The sequence below is a fragment of the Arthrobacter sp. TJ-217 genome, from assembly GCF_058269255.1.
Genome location: NZ_JBZCNJ010000007.1, coordinates 122423 through 137732, shown reverse-complemented (window position 1 = coordinate 137732; position 15310 = coordinate 122423). Strand labels below are relative to the sequence as shown.

18 protein-coding genes are annotated in these 15310 nt (G+C 65.1%); 12 read left to right on the top strand and 6 right to left on the bottom strand.

All coding sequences use genetic code 11. The annotated features are described in order from the left end of the window. The first annotated feature begins 57 nt into the window (after positions 1 to 57). From AC4D2R_RS13550 to dnaB, 4 genes are all read left to right on the top strand, one after another. On the top strand, positions 58 to 609 hold the full coding sequence (locus tag AC4D2R_RS13550; protein ID WP_490903157.1) for a single-stranded DNA-binding protein: 552 nt from the start codon (positions 58 to 60) through the stop codon (positions 607 to 609). A 107-nt stretch (positions 610 to 716) separates the two neighbouring features. Beyond that, positions 717 to 956: a 30S ribosomal protein S18 gene (rpsR, locus tag AC4D2R_RS13545; RefSeq protein ID WP_005273147.1), complete on the top strand. Its 240-nt coding sequence runs from the start codon at positions 717 to 719 to the stop codon at positions 954 to 956. A gap of 18 nt (positions 957 to 974) precedes the next feature. Beyond that, positions 975 to 1424 carry a 50S ribosomal protein L9 gene (gene rplI / locus AC4D2R_RS13540; protein WP_490903159.1) on the top strand — a complete coding sequence of 150 codons (450 nt, stop codon included), beginning with the start codon at positions 975 to 977 and terminating at the stop codon, positions 1422 to 1424. A 740-nt stretch (positions 1425 to 2164) separates the two neighbouring features. Further along, positions 2165 to 3541: a replicative DNA helicase gene (gene dnaB, locus AC4D2R_RS13535; RefSeq protein WP_490903161.1), complete on the top strand. Its 1377-nt coding sequence runs from the start codon at positions 2165 to 2167 to the stop codon at positions 3539 to 3541. Between the two features lie 18 nt (positions 3542 to 3559). Here the strand turns inward: dnaB and AC4D2R_RS13530 are convergent, their stop codons facing one another. Together AC4D2R_RS13530 and AC4D2R_RS13525 are read right to left on the bottom strand one after the other, a co-directional pair. Beyond that, positions 3560 to 3979 carry a MarR family winged helix-turn-helix transcriptional regulator gene (locus AC4D2R_RS13530; protein WP_490903163.1) on the bottom strand — a complete coding sequence of 140 codons (420 nt, stop codon included), beginning with the start codon at positions 3977 to 3979 and terminating at the stop codon, positions 3560 to 3562. A gap of 204 nt (positions 3980 to 4183) precedes the next feature. Beyond that, a complete protein-coding gene (locus tag AC4D2R_RS13525) occupies positions 4184 to 5065 on the bottom strand; it encodes a DUF2382 domain-containing protein (protein WP_490940520.1) in 882 nt (293 codons plus the stop codon). 451 nt (positions 5066 to 5516) lie between these two features. On the opposite strand from AC4D2R_RS13525, the gene AC4D2R_RS13520 reads away from it, so the two are divergent. Next, entirely contained in the window at positions 5517 to 5816 is a 300-nt protein-coding gene (locus AC4D2R_RS13520) for a hypothetical protein (RefSeq protein ID WP_490903165.1), read from the top strand. A 44-nt stretch (positions 5817 to 5860) separates the two neighbouring features. Next, positions 5861 to 6436 (top strand): cysteine hydrolase family protein, encoded by a 576-nt coding sequence (locus AC4D2R_RS13515; protein ID WP_490940518.1) that lies wholly within the window; start codon positions 5861 to 5863, stop codon positions 6434 to 6436. Positions 6437 to 6566: 130 nt separating this feature from the next. On the opposite strand, the gene AC4D2R_RS13510 is transcribed toward AC4D2R_RS13515, so the two are convergent. From AC4D2R_RS13510 to AC4D2R_RS13500, 3 genes are read right to left on the bottom strand one after another with little or no spacing between them, the layout of a single operon-like run. Continuing rightward, positions 6567 to 7244, bottom strand: coding sequence for a DUF3618 domain-containing protein (locus AC4D2R_RS13510; RefSeq protein ID WP_490940516.1), 678 nt, complete (start codon positions 7242 to 7244; stop codon positions 6567 to 6569). Next, a complete protein-coding gene (locus AC4D2R_RS13505) occupies positions 7241 to 7693 on the bottom strand; it encodes a phage holin family protein (protein ID WP_490903169.1) in 453 nt (150 codons plus the stop codon). The genes AC4D2R_RS13510 and AC4D2R_RS13505 overlap by 4 nt, the downstream gene beginning before the upstream one ends. Next, complete coding sequence (locus AC4D2R_RS13500) at positions 7693 to 8457, bottom strand: hypothetical protein (protein ID WP_490940514.1); 765 nt, start codon at positions 8455 to 8457, stop codon at positions 7693 to 7695. Before AC4D2R_RS13500 ends, AC4D2R_RS13505 begins: the two co-directional genes overlap by 1 nt. Positions 8458 to 8737: 280 nt before the next feature. Between AC4D2R_RS13500 and AC4D2R_RS13495 the strand changes: the two genes are divergently transcribed. From AC4D2R_RS13495 to AC4D2R_RS13470, 6 genes are all read left to right on the top strand, one after another. Next, complete coding sequence (locus tag AC4D2R_RS13495) at positions 8738 to 9619, top strand: manganese catalase (protein WP_490903172.1); 882 nt, start codon at positions 8738 to 8740, stop codon at positions 9617 to 9619. A 35-nt stretch (positions 9620 to 9654) separates the two neighbouring features. Beyond that, complete coding sequence (locus tag AC4D2R_RS13490; protein WP_490903173.1) at positions 9655 to 10128, top strand: DUF4383 domain-containing protein; 474 nt, start codon at positions 9655 to 9657, stop codon at positions 10126 to 10128. 158 nt (positions 10129 to 10286) lie between these two features. After that, positions 10287 to 11321, top strand: a complete 1035-nt coding sequence (locus AC4D2R_RS13485) for an iron-containing redox enzyme family protein (protein WP_490940512.1) — start codon at positions 10287 to 10289, stop codon at positions 11319 to 11321. Beyond that, positions 11318 to 11566 (top strand): CDGSH iron-sulfur domain-containing protein, encoded by a 249-nt coding sequence (locus AC4D2R_RS13480; protein ID WP_490903176.1) that lies wholly within the window; start codon positions 11318 to 11320, stop codon positions 11564 to 11566. Before AC4D2R_RS13485 ends, AC4D2R_RS13480 begins: the two co-directional genes overlap by 4 nt. Positions 11567 to 11646: 80 nt before the next feature. Continuing rightward, a complete protein-coding gene (locus tag AC4D2R_RS13475) occupies positions 11647 to 12405 on the top strand; it encodes a LamB/YcsF family protein (RefSeq protein ID WP_490940511.1) in 759 nt (252 codons plus the stop codon). 1 nt (position 12406) lies between these two features. Next, positions 12407 to 13987 (top strand): 5-oxoprolinase subunit B/C family protein, encoded by a 1581-nt coding sequence (locus AC4D2R_RS13470; protein ID WP_490940509.1) that lies wholly within the window; start codon positions 12407 to 12409, stop codon positions 13985 to 13987. 6 nt (positions 13988 to 13993) lie between these two features. Here AC4D2R_RS13470 and AC4D2R_RS13465 read toward each other — a convergent pair whose 3' ends face one another. Next, entirely contained in the window at positions 13994 to 15202 is a 1209-nt protein-coding gene (locus AC4D2R_RS13465; RefSeq protein ID WP_490940507.1) for an NRAMP family divalent metal transporter, read from the bottom strand. Between the last annotated feature and the right edge of the window lie 108 nt (positions 15203 to 15310).

The window sequence follows — 15310 nt, the reverse complement described above, 5'->3', positions numbered from 1 at the left end:
GTACCCCTTTCTTACTCAACAAGCCCGCTCCGGCGGGACGTGACCCAAGGAGGCACCATGGCAGGCGAAACCACAATTACGGTCGTTGGCAATCTCACCAACGATCCTGAGCTTCGTTTCACGCCGTCGGGCTCTGCGGTGGCGAACTTCACCATCGCGTCGACGCCGCGTACCTTCGACCGCCAGTCAAACGAGTGGAAGGACGGCGAAACGCTGTTCCTCCGCGCGTCGGTGTGGCGTGAGGCGGCCGAAAATGTCGCCGAGACCCTCACAAAGGGGACCCGGGTCGTGGCCCAGGGCCGACTGAAGTCACGGTCGTACGAAACAAAAGAAGGCGAAAAGCGCACCGTCATGGAGCTTGAGGTCGACGAGATCGGCCCCTCCCTGCGTTACGCATCGGCCAAGATCAGCCGCACCCAGCGCTCCGGCGGTGGCGGCGGCGGGTTCGGCGGAAACAGCGGTGGCTTCGGCGGCGGCTCCGGTACGAATTCGAACTGGGGCGGCGGCGGCCAGCAGGCACAGCAGCCCGCCGACGATCCCTGGGGTGCGCCCGCGGGCGGAAATTCCCAGGGCTGGGGCAACGGTCCGGATTCCGAGCCTCCCTTCTAACCGCAGGCAGGCTTCGGTCCCGAAGCCCCTGTTTGCACAAGATTCACCAGTACGTCCCATCCCGCAGAATCGTTCTGCGGGCTCCAACAGATAAAAGGAGCACCACGATGGCTAAGGCTGAACTTCGTAAGCCCAAACCAAAGTCCAATCCCCTGAAGGCCGCTGACGTCACCGTCATCGACTACAAGGACGTAGCACTGCTGCGCAAGTTCATTTCCGACCGCGGAAAGATCCGCGCCCGCCGCGTCACCGGTGTGACGGTGCAGGAACAGCGCAAGATCGCCCAGGCAATCAAGAATGCCCGCGAAGTTGCGCTCCTGCCTTACTCCGGCGCCGGCCGCGGCTAAAGGAAAGGAACCTATTTCATGGCAAAGCTTATTTTGACCCAGGAAGTAACCGGTCTCGGTGCATCAGGCGACGTCGTCGAGGTGAAGAACGGTTACGCCCGTAACTACCTTCTGCCCCGCGGCTTCGCCCTGACGTGGACCAAGGGTGGCGAGAAGCAGGTTGAGTCGCTCAAGGCCGCCCGCTCGGCACGCGAGCACGCAAGCCTCGAAGACGCGCAGAAGCAGGCAGCGGCGCTTTCGGCCAAGCCTGTCAAGCTCACCGTCAAGGCAGGCGACTCCGGCCGCCTGTTCGGCACGGTCAAGGCGGACGACGTCGCAAAGGCCGTCGAGGCCGCAGGCCTCGGCAGCATCGACAAGCGCAAGGTTGAACTGCCTGCGCACATCAAGTCGGTTGGCTCCTACCAGGCCAACGTTCGTCTTCACGAAGACGTTGCCGCAGTGATCGACCTGGACGTCGTCGCCGGCTAGTCCAGCGCTTTTCGCACGACGCTCCGAAAAGGGACCCCCGCCTCGGCGGGGGTCCCTTTTCGTCCTCAACCGAAAGCGCCATGGAAGCCTGTGAGGGCCTCCGCGCCTCCCGGGCAGCAGTACCGCCCTTCGCCGGTGGCCGGGCCCTGCGGACCCCGCCAATGCCCCATGGGCCGCGTCAGGAGCCCGTTAAGGGCGCTCACGCCCCGGGCCGGACCCGGGGCGAGGATCCTCGGCAGCGGATCCTCACCAGGGCCACGAAGGAGCGCACGGGTGCTGCGGTATCCCTGCGCCCGGCTCCGGGGCCGGGCACCTCTCCAGCGCCCTTCCACGCCGTTCCGTCGCCGGGCCCGCCGCCGGCGGCGCACCCGGCTACGCTCCCTCAACCGGGGTGTCAACATACAACCTGTGGATGAAGGTTTCCGCCAAATTACTTTTCCTCCACAGGCACTGGATAAAGTTTTCCCACGTCAGAGCGGGTTTCAGTGGAAAGATTTCTTTTTGTCCACAGGGTTCTCCCCAGCCTGTGCACAAGACACGCCGCAGTATCCACAAGTAATCCACAGGCCCTGTTGGCAACTCGCTTGGTGTGCCGGGCCGCTGGGGCTAGCGTTGCGGAGGTCCCATCGAGAATGGGAGTGCCGGGTGATACACCTTCCGTAAGCGATCCCGGCCCAGCTCCTCAGCCGACGGCTGCGCCGCTGCGTGGAGGGACGATTTTCAGTAGAAAGGGTGCGCCAGTGTCCTTGGCACATGCAGACTCAACACCGGACACCCGGTCACCCGAATTTTCACGCACACCGCCGCAGGACCTTGTGGCCGAGCAGTCGGTGCTCGGCGGAATGATGCTGTCGAAGGACGCCATCGCCGACTGCGTCGAGGTGCTCCGCGGCATCGACTTCTACCGGCCCGCACACGAGAGCATCTACGAAGCGATCATCGACCTGTACGGGCGTGGTGAGCCGGCCGATGCCGTGACGGTTTCGGACGAGCTCACCAAGCGCGGCGAAATTTCGCGCATCGGCGGGCCTGCCTACCTCCACACGCTGATCCAGTCCGTCCCGACGGCCGCGAACGCTGGCTTCTACGCCGAAATCGTGAGGGAGCGCGCCGTGCTCCGGCGCCTTGTCGATGCCGGGACCAAGATCGTGCAGCTTGGATACTCCAACGACGGCGAGGTCGACGACCTCGTCAACGCCGCCCAGGCCGAGGTGTACGCCGTGGCGGAACGCCGCACGGCCGAAGACTACGTGGCGCTCAAGGACATCATCGAGGGAACGGTCGACGAGATCGAATCCGCGGGGCACCGCGGCGAGGGGATGACCGGCGTGCCCACGGGCTTCTACGAGCTCGACGAGCTGACCCAGGGGCTGCACGGCGGCCAGATGATCGTCGTCGCAGCCCGTCCGGCTATGGGTAAGTCGACCTTCGCCCTTGACTGGGCGCGCTCCGCCGCGATCAAGCACAACATGACGACCGTGTTTTTCTCCCTGGAAATGGGCCGCAACGAGATCGCGATGCGCCTGCTCTCGGCGGAGGCCACAATCGGGCTCCAGGACCTGAGGAAAGGCACCATCAAGGACGAACAGTGGGGAAAGATCGCAACAACCATGGGGCGCATGAACGATGCTCCGCTGTTCATCGATGACAGCCCCAATATGTCGCTCATGGAGATCCGGGCGAAGTGCAGGCGCCTGAAGCAGCGGCACGACCTCAAGCTCGTTGTCCTCGACTACCTGCAGCTGATGTCTTCAGGCAAGCGGGTGGAGTCGCGCCAGCAGGAGGTCTCGGAATTCTCCCGTGCGCTCAAGCTTCTTGCCAAGGAACTCAATGTTCCGGTGGTTGCGCTGTCGCAGCTGAACCGTGGCTCGGAGCAGCGGACCGACAAGCGGCCCCAGGTCTCCGACCTCCGCGAGTCCGGCTCGATCGAGCAGGACGCCGACATGGTTATCCTGCTCCACCGCGACGATGTGTACGACAAGGAGTCCCCTCGGGCCGGGGAGGCCGACGTCATTGTGGCGAAGCACCGTAACGGCCCAACGAAGACCCTGGTTGTCGGATTCCAGGGGCACTACTCGCGGTTCAACAACATGGCCGCAGACGGCGGGGGCTTCTAGCCCCCGCCTGATCCGCGGCTACTTGCGCGGGCCCAGTTCGTCGATGACGGTCTTGAGGCGCGTGCGCAGGTCTTCCGAGGCGAGCCCGTCTTCGGGCATCAGCTCGTGTTCGATGTTCTTGGCCTTTTCAAGGGCCTTGAGCCCGGCCGATGTGATGGTGATGCGTTGGCTCCGCCGGTCAGCCGTATTTCTCAGCCGCGTCACAAGCCCGCGCTTCTCAAGCCGATCAAGGGTCCTGCCGATGGTTTGGGCCTGAACATGCACCAGCTGGGCTAGGCGCACCCCGGTCACTGTGCCCTCACGGGCAAGAACCCCGAGGGTCGTCAGACCCGCGTGGGTGATGCCAATGCTGAGCAGCTTTTCGTTCCAGGAGTGTTCCACGATGCGCGCCGCGGTGGTCAGCAGCCGGCTGGTCGACCATTCGTTCAGCTCCGGCATTTTGGAGGTTCCTTCCCCTTCATGGTTCCCGGTCGTCCTAGTTACTACTGTAAACAATTCGGACCCCGATAGGAAGCCTGCTTATTATATTGGCCCCTGTCATAGGAGGGGCACGAGCAGGCGGGCCTCAGCGGGGCAGAATGCCCCCGGGACGACGGAAGGCCTGGAGCGCTGGCTCCAGGCCTTCCACAGCGGACGGGCAGCCTAGATGCGGCCGCCACGGCGCTCGTCGCCGTCTACGTCGATTTCTTCCTTGCGGACCTCTTCGTTGACGGTGTGCTCGCTGGTGACGGTCTCCTTGTCGAGGCGGACGCGTTCAACCGGCACGGCCTCCTTCTCAATCACGGGGCGCTCCTCGTGAAGGATCACCTCGTGCTCCTCCTCGCTGATGGCGGGGCCGTCGTAGGCGGCGTCGCGGTTCGCGTCGGTGATCGGCTCGCGCTCGATGCGGACCTCTTCGTGGCTCACGGGCACCGTCTTCGTGACGTTCTCGGTTACGATGTACTTGCGCAGGCGCGCCCTGCCGGCTTCGCGGCGCTCGGTTCCAACGTGCAGCTGCTCCTCCGAGAGGGTCATTGCGTCGTCGGTGGTGGGACCCGAGGTGTCGTGTCCCACTGTGCCGCGGCGGTCGTTGTCAACGAAGTCGGCGTCACGCCGGCCGGAGGTGGCATCGATGTCGACGTCGTCGCGCATCGTGCCGGTGGTGCCGGTCGTTGTGCCGGTGTAGGTCTCGGTGCCGGTGGTGCCGGTCGTTGTCCCGGTGTAGCCGCCGCCCAGTTCATAGTGGCGGTAGAGCTGGTCTTCCTCCTCCGGGCTGAGCGATCCGTCGGATTCGATGCGCGGCGCATCCTTGACCTGGCTCTTGGTGTAGGGCACGCGGACGTCATGGCCTTCAACGTCTGCGCCCTGGAGCGGCACAAATGACTCCGAGGTTCCAAAGAGGCCCGTCTTTGCGGTGACCCAGCTGGGCTCGCCGGTCTGATCGTCAAGGTAGATCTGACCGATCGACCCGATCTTGTCGCCATCGGATCCGACGACGTTGCCGCCGCGGCTCAGAATGGTGTCAATGTTTTCCTGGGAAATCATGTCGTTCTCCTTCTCGATGTAGCTCAATGTGAGGGGTCGTGACTTTCCTGGCTCTTAGGTCAGCGGTGATGGGATCTTCTCCCCTCAAGGGACCACCGGCCTATAGAGTAAGCACACTTAGTACTTAATTGAAAGCCTGCTTAGCTTCCAAGTTGAAATAATTTCGCCCGAAGCCCCCGGGCGGGAGTCCTTGTGAGCCGCAGCTTCGCAAAATGCCCGGGTTCTTCGTAGAATCGAGAACAGGTCCAGCCAAAGGCCTCGGAAACTCCACTTCGGAGCACCGACGCGAGCCTTTTTTTGGTGACCGTCTGCGGCAGGGGACCCAAGGGCCGCGCCGCAGCCCCGCCCCGATGTGGCCTCGATGGCCGTTGGGCTCGTCCACGGTGAAGCAGCTTCCGCGCAGTGAATCAACGCCGTTCCAACGACAGAGTCATCACTAGAAGGGGCATCCATGCTTGAGCAAGACAACCGGCACCTGAAGCGCATCCTTGTTGCCGCAGCTGACCTGGAGAACGCCGAATTCGAACGCGACCGCCTTGCGGTCGTGTGCCGGGAAGCGGTCGAGAGTGCGCTGCGCGACGAAGTTCCCCCCGCCGAGGTCGCCGCGGCTGCGGGTATCCCCGAGTCCGACCTCGCACGGCTGCTTGGAGCGCCGCGGGCCGACGACGTGGTGCCGATCCTCTCCGGCGCTCCCGAGACGGGCACGCAGGAGATAACGCCCGCCGATGAGCTTCGGGCAGTCGAGTCCTAGGGCAGCATGCCGGTCGGCAGGGAACGTAGCAACGGAGGAAAACAGTGAAGCAGGCGCTTCTGGTCATCGACATGCAGAATGCGTACTTCGAGGACGAGACGCTCAGGCGGGAGCGGGACACCCTCGTCCGTGAGTGCAACCAGCTGGTAACCCAGGCGGTGGCAGCCGGGGCCGAGGTGTTGTTCGTCGCCACCGAGCACCTGAGGGACAAATCGACCTGGACCGTGAGCATGCTTGACGACGACCAGGGGTTCATCTTCGCCGGCAGCGACCAGGCGGCCTACGTGCCCGGCCTTCGCGCCGACGGGTTCGAGCGGGTCGTCAAGACGAGGGACAGCGCCTTTTTCGGGACGGACCTCGCCGAGCGCCTGCATGCGCGGGGGGTTGAGGGCCTGCTGCTTGCCGGGGTATCCACCCACAACTGCGTTGCCCACACGGCGGCCGATGCCTTCGCCAACAACTTCCGCGTGGCCTTCGTCCGGGATGCGATCGCAAGTACGAACCCCACTTACGCCGAGTCGATGCTCACCATCCTCAGTGACGAGTACCGCCAACCGGTACTGACCACCAAGCGGGCGCTGCAGCGGCTTCAATCGACGGCCGACCGCACCGTGGCCTGACTGCACCCTGCGGGCCGCCTGGGGGTAGCACGGGGCAAGAGATAAGGGAGGGTGCGGACATCCGCACCCTCCCTCTCTTTCCGTCTATTGCGTCTAGCTGTCAGCGTTGAAGCCGGAGCCGGAACGGACCCTACATGCCGCCCGAGCGGGAGTCCTGAACCTGGCTCTTGGCGTCCTGCGCCTTGTCCTTGACGTCGGAAGCGGCCTGCTGGCCTTCTTCCTTGACGGTCTGCGCCGACTGCGTGGCGGTTTCCTTGACGGACGCCATTGCCTCCTGCGCCGGCTCCTTGAGGTTCTCAACGACCTCCTTCGCGGTATCGGTAATCCCGGTCGCCAGCGGAGCGGCCTGCTCCTTCAAAGCCGAAGCGGCTTGCTTCTCCTTCTGGCTTGCCGGAATCAGGGAAGCTGCGAGCAGCCCCGTTCCGAAGGCGATGAGTCCGGCAGCCAACGGGTTGCCGGCCGTCTTGTTGCTGATCTGCCGCGGAGCGTCCTGCACGGCCTGGCCCGCCTGGTGCGCCTTCTCCTGCGCGGTGTGGGCGGCCGACTTGGCTGAGCTCTTGGTATCGCCGGCCGTGCCGGCTACTCCGCTTTTCATATCGTCCGCCTTGCCCATCACTGACTCCTTCACGTCGTCTGCCTTGCCCATGACGGTGTCCTTCACATTGCTGAAGGTGTTCTTGACCTTCTCGGTCTGGCGGTGCGCGATGTTCGAGGGGTTCACCTTGTCGGCTACCGCATCGACGTCGGTGCCGAGTTCACGGCGGGTGCGCTCGATGTCGGCCCGGATTTCTTCTGGAGTCTGGCTCATGGGGTTTCCTCACCTGGTTTCAGTGTTGGCGGGATTTCTTTGATGGTTTCAGCGGTGTCGGGTAGGCCGCGGATCTGCTTCATTTCCTTCTTGCCCATCGCGGCGAGAACTGCGGCAATGATGCCCCAGATGACTGCAACGATGACGGCGGCCCAGCCAAGCGGCATGATGGCACCGAGGCCCCACATCAGGGCAATCGAGAGGAAGAGCAGGACGAAGTGGCCGCCGACGGCGGCGCCGGCAAACATTCCGGCTCCCTTTCCTGCATTCTTCCCGGACTCGCGCAGTTCCGCCTTGGCGAGGGCGACTTCCTGCCGCATCAGAGTGGAGAGGTTGCGGGTCACATCGGCAAGCAGTTCACCGACGGAGTTGTTCGCGGCCCGCTGTTCCGCCTCGGAGGGAGGCGGCGGAGAGGCGGAATGGGCTCCGCCCGAGTATGCCTCGCTCATTAGCGCAGGTCCCTTTCATCAGGAAGCGTGCCCACGGGCGGAGTTCCCGGGGGGATAGTGGGGTACTCGACGGCCGGGTCGACGAACGCCGGCGACGACTCAGCGACGTGGGTACCGCGGGATGTCCGCGGGAGCGTTGTCGATGCGTCGTAGGTCGTCGTGGCGGTGTAGTCAGTGTCGTACGTGCCCGATGGGCGGGTCTGCGAACCGTCGGATCCGGACTGGGCGGCTCCGGTCAGCCCGCGGGTGAGGCGGCCAACGAGGAGGCCGGCGCCTGCGGAAATTGCCAGGAATGCTCCCGGGCGGCGACGGGCGAAGCCCTTAACGTCCTCGAGGAGGTCCGTGGCGTCGCGTCCTTCAAGCCAGCCCGCGACAGCACCGGCGCGCTGCGACGCCTGCTGAACGATACTTGAGACTGCTTTATTATCGGACTTCTCGGCCATTGAGCGGAGCTCGTCGCTGATCGAGCGGAGGCCTTCGGTTGCCTTCTGCTGCTGTGCCCCGGCCTGGCTCTTGATGTCGGATCCAAGTCCGCTGACGAGGCTCTTGGCCTGGCTGCCCGCCTCCTGTGCAACGTTCTTCGCTTCGGCTGCAGCAGTCTGTGCGACATGCTGTGCGGCGCCGGCGCTTTCCTGGCCGACCTCTTTCGCCTGATCCTTCGCTGTCGAAGTGGTCGACTGGCCGGACTGTGTCCCGCTGCCCTCGAAATCCGTGCCGGTTGTTGACGGAACCAAGGGATCCTGCGGCCAATTCTGCGTAGTCATGTTCATTCCTTACGTTGATATTGCCGGTAAAACGGATGCTCCATCGTGTTCTGATCTGTTCGTCCGACGGTTGCCCACCAGACTTACTTCCTAAAGCTAAGCATGCTTAGTTTACTCATGCAAGCCGTTCGGCGATAATTGCAAGCTTAAAATAAGCACGCTTATTATCTTTCGAAGATGCTACTCAGGGCATAGCCTCGAATCAAGAGGTCCGGGCGCCGCCCCGCCCGGGGTGGGTTCATCGAAATAGGACCGGGCCGGGATGGGGAGGTGCGAGTCTGTGTTTTTTCACAAGCAGGAGCTTCAGTACAAAGCCAGTCCTGACAGGCCCGATGCGGTCTACGCCCGGAAACTCCAGGAGGTTCTCGGGGGCCAGTACGGCGAGATAACCGTTGCCATGCAATACAGCTTTCAGGCATGGAACGCCCACATCCCCGGAAAATACCGCGACCTGCTCTTTGGTATCGGTGCAGAGGAATTCGGACACGTTGAGATGCTTGCGACAATGATTGCGCAGCTGCTCGAAAAGGCGCCCCTCGGCATCACCAGCGACGCCGTCCAGTCCGATCCGGCGGTGGCCGCGGTCATCGGCGGAACCGACATGCAGCAGGCCATCGTGGCCGGCGCCGGAGCGCGTCCGGTGGACAGCAACGGCAACCCCTGGCAGGGCAGTTATGTCACGGCGAGCGGCAACCTCCTCGCCGATTTCACTGCCAATGCAAACGCGGAGATGCAGGGCCGCCTGCAGGTGGCCCGGCTCTACCACATGACTGACGACCACGGCGTGCGGGACATGCTGTCCTTCCTTTTGGCACGCGACACGATGCATCAGAACCAGTGGATCGCTGCTGCCCGGGAGTTGCAGGAGGAGAAGTTCGAGGAGCTTCCGGTCCCCAGCAACTTTCCGCTCGCGAAGGAGGAGCGCAGCGTCTCCTACCAGTACCTCAACTTCTCGGACGGCGCAGCCGCTTCAACGGGGAGCTGGACCTCGGGTCCGACACCGGACGGGCACGGGGAGTTTTCCTACCACGACGGGCCGACGACAAGCGCTCCGCTGCCTGCGCCGACGCGGCCCGACGCGCGGTTCTACGGAACCACAGAGGTTCCAAATGTGCTTGAAAAGGCCGCAGGGGCCGTCCAAGACAAACTGAACCGCGAATGACTCAACGTTCCGCCAATTATGCAAAGGAGAGAGCAATGACATCAGCACGGAATAATGCGGTGGACCGCAAGACGAGCGTGCAGAAGGCGGCCCAGGCGGTCGGCGCCGTCTTCCTCCTCATCGGGGTTCTCGGTTTCATTCCCGGCGTCACCACCAACTACGACACCCTGCGGTTCGCCGGTCACCAGTCGGAGGCCCTGCTGCTCGGACTCTTCCAGGTGTCGGTACTCCACAACATCGTCCACCTATTGTTCGGTGTTGCGGGGCTGGCGCTGGCGAAGACAATCGCGGGCGCCCGCAGCTATCTGCTGTATGGCGGGGTAATCTACCTTGTCCTCTGGCTTTACGGCCTGTTCGTCGGGCACGAGACGGCAGCCAACTTCGTCCCGCTCAACAATGCGGACGACTGGCTCCACCTCTTCCTCGGAGTAGGGATGATTGCGCTCGCCCTGCTGCTGGGGAAGAAGAGCACGCGCACCTCGGGCAGCAGGAGTGCCAACCGTCTCTAGCGCCGGGCGGGCTTCCGCCGACGCCGCTTTTCTCAGGGGGCCGCCACAGGCGGCTCCCTGAGATGCGTTACCGGCTTCGGCTCGCCGTAAAAAGCGAAGTACGCTTAGTGTTGGTGTTGTGCCGAGGCCCATCTGGGCGAAACAGGAAAGGGTGTTAGATGAAGCAGCCCACCGCGCGCGGAGATGTGAGCGCGCTCCTCTCCGACATACTTGCCGGCGGACCGGCCGGTGCCGATGAACGCCTGCGTCAGCTGTCCGTGCTGGTGGAGAAAGCGCTGGCCGAGGTATCGGACATCGTCTACGACGACGACCTGCAGCTGAGCCTCTTCTGCCTCTATGAACTTCACTACAGCGGTATCGACGGCGCCGATGAGGAATGGGAGTGGAACCCCGGGCTGCTCGGAGTGCGCGCCCAACTCCAGCAGGCGTTCGAGGACCGCCTCCGCGCGGCGGTACACGCGGCGGACCTGCCCGAGCCCACCAGTGAGGCGGTGGCCGCCGAGCTGTTCCGCATGACGGGTGAAGACTCCGGCCCGAGCATGTCCCGCTTCGTCGCGAAGGAGGCGACGGATGCCCAGCTGCGCGAATTCCTCATCCACAAATCGATCTACCAGCTCAAGGAAGCCGACCCGCATACCTGGTCGATCCCCCGGCTCACGGGGAGGGCCAAGGCCGCCATGGTTGAAATCCAGGCCGACGAGTACGGCGGCGGAAGACCCGCCCGGATGCACTCCGCGCTGTTCGCCCGCACCCTGCGCGCCCTTGACCTCGACGACAGCTACGGCGCATACCTTGACGCGGCGCCTGCGATCACGCTCGCCGCCAACAACATGATGTCGTTGTTCGGCCTGAACCGCCGTCTCCGGGGAGCCATCGTTGGCCACCTGGCCGCCTACGAAATGACGTCCTCCCAGCCCAACCGCCTCTACTCCCGCGGCCTCAGCCGCCTCGGTTACTCCCAGGAGGCCGCCGAATACTTCGACGAGCACGTTGAGGCCGACGCCGTCCACGAGCAGATCGCCGGCCGCGACCTTGCCGGCGGGCTTGTTGAGTCGGATCCCCGGCTGCTCGAGGACGTCATCTTTGGTGCGGCGGCGGCACTGCTTGTCGACTCCTGGATGACCCTGCACATCATGGAGTCATGGAAGGCAGGACGCTCATCCCTCCAGGCAGATCCGACCTTCGCCGCATGAACGACACCCAGGAGCCGGGGCTTCCCGGAGAGCGGCCCGCCGCGGCAGCCGGCGGCGAGGCCTCGATCGTTGCCTGCCCCGACGGGCCCCTGCTCGTCCGGGGGGAATTTGAAATCCTTGGCGCCGACGGCGAACCGCTTCCCCGCACCCGCCGGACAGTTGCCCTGTGCCGCTGTGGAGCGTCGGTGCTCAAGCCGTACTGCGACGGAACGCATAAGCTGATCGGCTTCAAGACCGACGTCTGAGTCGACCCGGACGGGAATTAATTGAACCGCGGGCACTCCTCCGTCAAGCTTGATGCATCGACGGGGGAAGGGCGGCCAGCATGACGACGATTGACCTGAACAGCGATGTCGGCGAGTCGTTCGGCAACTGGACCTTCGGTGACGACGCGTCGATCATCCGGTCCGTCTCAAGCGCGAACGTGGCCTGCGGGTTCCACGCCGGCGACCCCTCGGGCATTCGGGCCACCTGTGCAGCGGCAGCCGGCGCCGGAGTGAAGGTCGGCGCCCATCCCGCTTACCGCGACCTTGCCGGTTTCGGACGCCGCTTCCTCGACGTGGCCCCGGCTGAACTGACGAACGACGTGGTGTACCAGATCGGCGCCCTCCAGGCCATCGCGCGGGCCGCCGGAACGGAGGTGGCCTACGTTAAACCGCACGGGGCGCTGTACAACACCATCGTCCACCACCAGGGACAGGCCCGCGCCGTCGTCGAGGCCGTGAAGGACGTCGACCCCTCCCTGCCCCTGCTCGTGCTGCCGGATTCGGAGATCGAACGCACCGCCCGGGCGGCAGGCCTTCGCACCGTCGTCGAAGCGTTCGCGGACAGGGCGTACACCCCGGCCGGGACGCTGGTTCCGCGCACGGAACCAGGCGCCGTGCTGTCAACCCACGCCGAAGTACTTGAGCACGTCCTGCGCATCGCAACCGAGGGGCGGCTGCGCGCGATCGACGGGACCCTTGTCCCGGTCGCGGCGGAGAGCATCTGCGTCCACGGCGACACCCCGGGGGCGGTGGAGATGGCCTTCGCCGTCCGGCACGCGCTCCTCGATGCGGGTGTTGAAATAGCGGGTTTTGTCTGAGATGGCGCCGTTTCCCAACCTTCTCCCGGTCGGCGACCGCGCGGTGCTCGTCGAACTCGAAGGGCTGCCCGAGGTGCTGAGCCTTCAGGCGCAGCTGGACGCCGACCCGGACCCCGACCAGATCGACGTGGTGGCCGCCGCCCGCACGGTCCTGGTGACCGCCGGAAGCCGCAGGGGAGCGGAGCGGATCGCCGGGCGCATCCGCGGCTTTGACCTCTCGGCCTCCCCGGAGGTTGACGACGCGCTCGTTGAAATCGAGGTGGTTTACGACGGGGCAGACCTTGCCGATGTGGCAAGCGCCACGGGGCTCAGCGAGCAGGGGGTGGTCGAAGCGCACACCGCCCAGACCTGGACCGCTGCCTTCGGGGGGTTCTCCCCGGGCTTCGCCTACCTCGTGGGCGAGAATGAAAGCCTCGAGGTGGCGCGGCGTGCTTCCCCGAGAACCAGCGTGCCCGCCGGGACGGTTGCCCTTGCCGGCAATTTCTCGGCGGTCTATCCACGGGAATCTCCCGGCGGCTGGCAGCTCATCGGGCGCACCGACGCGGTGCTGTGGGACCTCGCCCGGGAAAATCCGGCGTTGGTCCGGCCGGGAAACCGCGTGCGGTTCCGCGCGGTCCGGGGATCAATCAGGACCGCGGGCGGGGCGGGCTCTCCCCGGTACCGGCCGGGGGCTGCTGCCGGACCGGGGGCGGCCGGCGGGCTGACCGTCGCGAGTCCGGGCCTTTCCAGTACGATCCAGGATCTGGGCAGGCCGGGACTGGCGGCAATCGGCGTCCCGGGCTCCGGAGCGCTCGACAGGGCATCGTTCCGCCAGGCCAACCGGCTTGTGGGAAACCCGCCGGGCGCCGCGGCCGTCGAATCCGTCTTCGGCGGACTAACCCTCGAAGCCCGGGCCGACCAGGTGATCGCCGTGACCGGTGCGCTGGTGCCGCTGACGATCAGCGGCGTCGACGGCACCGAGCGGAATGCCGAACTCTGCGCTCCCTTCGTGCTGCGTGCGGGGGAGGCCCTTCAGGTTGGCTTCCCCTCGAAGGGGCTGCGCTCCTACACCGCCGTCCGTGGTGGGGTGGATCTCGCCCCCAGCCTGGGCAGCCGGAGCTCCGACACCCTGTCCGGGCTGGGGCCTCCGCCGTTGGCCGCCGGAACGCTCCTTGCGGTGGGGGAGGCCCACGCGGGCTCCCCTGTCGGAACCGCCGAACTGCCCCGCGAGTTTGATACCGAGGCATTGCTGAGAATCGTCCCGGGTCCACGCGCCGACTGGTTCGCCGAAGGAGAGCTCCAACGCCTGTGCGAGGCCTCCTGGTCGGTTACGGTGCAATCGAACCGGATCGGCGTGCGCCTCGACGGTCCTCCACTCACCCGTCGTGACAGCGGTGAGCTTGCCAGTGAGGGTGTGGTCACCGGGTCCCTGCAGGTGCCGCCGTCGGGCCTTCCCGTTCTGTTCCTTGCTGACCACCCGGTGACCGGCGGCTACCCGGTGATCGCCGTCGTCATCGCCGAGGACCTGGACCGGGTGGCCCAGCTGCCTCCCGGCTCGGTTGTCCGGTTCTCCGCTGTACCGGAGGGTGCACCGACGCTCTGAGCCGCGCTACTCCCAGAGCTGGGCGAGGCCGCTCAGCGACTGGTAGCCGAGGAAGAGGGTCAGCAGCCACGCAGCCACTCCCACAATGAGCAGCCACTTGGGGTAGCGGTAACCGCCGAGGAGATCCCGGCGGCGCCAGGCCACCCAGAGGATCACCGCGAACCCGACCGGGAGGATCAACCCGTTCACCGCGCCCGCCATGATCAGCAGCGTCGTCGGCGCCTGCCCCAGGAATAGGTAGATGACTGCCGAAACGGCGATGAAGCCGCACGTGTAGAGGTTCCGCCGCCGCGGGCTCGTCCGTGAGCTGGTGATGAAGGAAACAGACGTGTAGGCGGAGCCGATGACCGAGGTGATCGCGGCCGACCACAGGATTACCCCGAAAAGCCTCAGCCCCACCTCCCCGGCAGCTATCTGGAAGGCCTCCGCCGCCTGGTTTTCGCTTGCCAGTTCGGCGCCTCCGGCCACCACCCCGAGGATGGCGAGGAAGAGCAGCACCCGGATGACGCCTGTGACAATGATGCCAAGGATTGAGCTCTTGGTGATCTGCCCGACATTTCCGGGCCCGGTCACTCCGGAGTCGAGCATCCTGTGGGCTCCGGCATACGTGATGTAGCCGCCGATTGTCCCGCCGATGAGCGTGGTGATAACGAGGAACTCGATCCGCTCGGGCAGCACCGCGTTGCGGAGGGCGAGCCCCACCGGCGGACCGGAAACGATAGCCACGTAGGCGGTCAACAGGATCATCACGGCACCCAGCACAACAACCACCCGGTCGAGTGCGGCGCCGGCACGCTTGACGAGGAACACGGCGATCGCGATGCACGCCGAGACAATTCCGCCGATTTTGGGGTCGACGCCGAGCATGGCGTTGATTCCGAGACCGGCACCGGCGGTATTGCCGATGTTGAAAACCATCCCACCGAGGAAGATCAGGACCGCGAGCAACCAGCCGACACCCGGAAGCACGAGATTTCCCAGTTCCTGCGCGCGGCGGCCGGTGACTCCGATCACCCGCCACACATTCATTTGGACGGCGATGTCGACGCAGATCGACACAAGGATCGCGAACGCGAAGGCCGCCCCCAGCGTCACAGTGAAGGCAGTCGTCTGGGTGATGAAGCCCGGGCCGACAGCGCTGGTGGCCATGAGGAACATCGCGCCGAGAAGCGCGCCCCGCTGCGGATTGGCCGTTCTCTTCACGCCGGTTGCCATGGCGATCCCACCTTCGGCTCCGAAGGCAGCGGCCGGACGCCGGATGCCCGTGCGGAAATTGTATAAAGGGAGCTACGCCGGGGCAGGGATTTTTCCACGGCCGCCCGG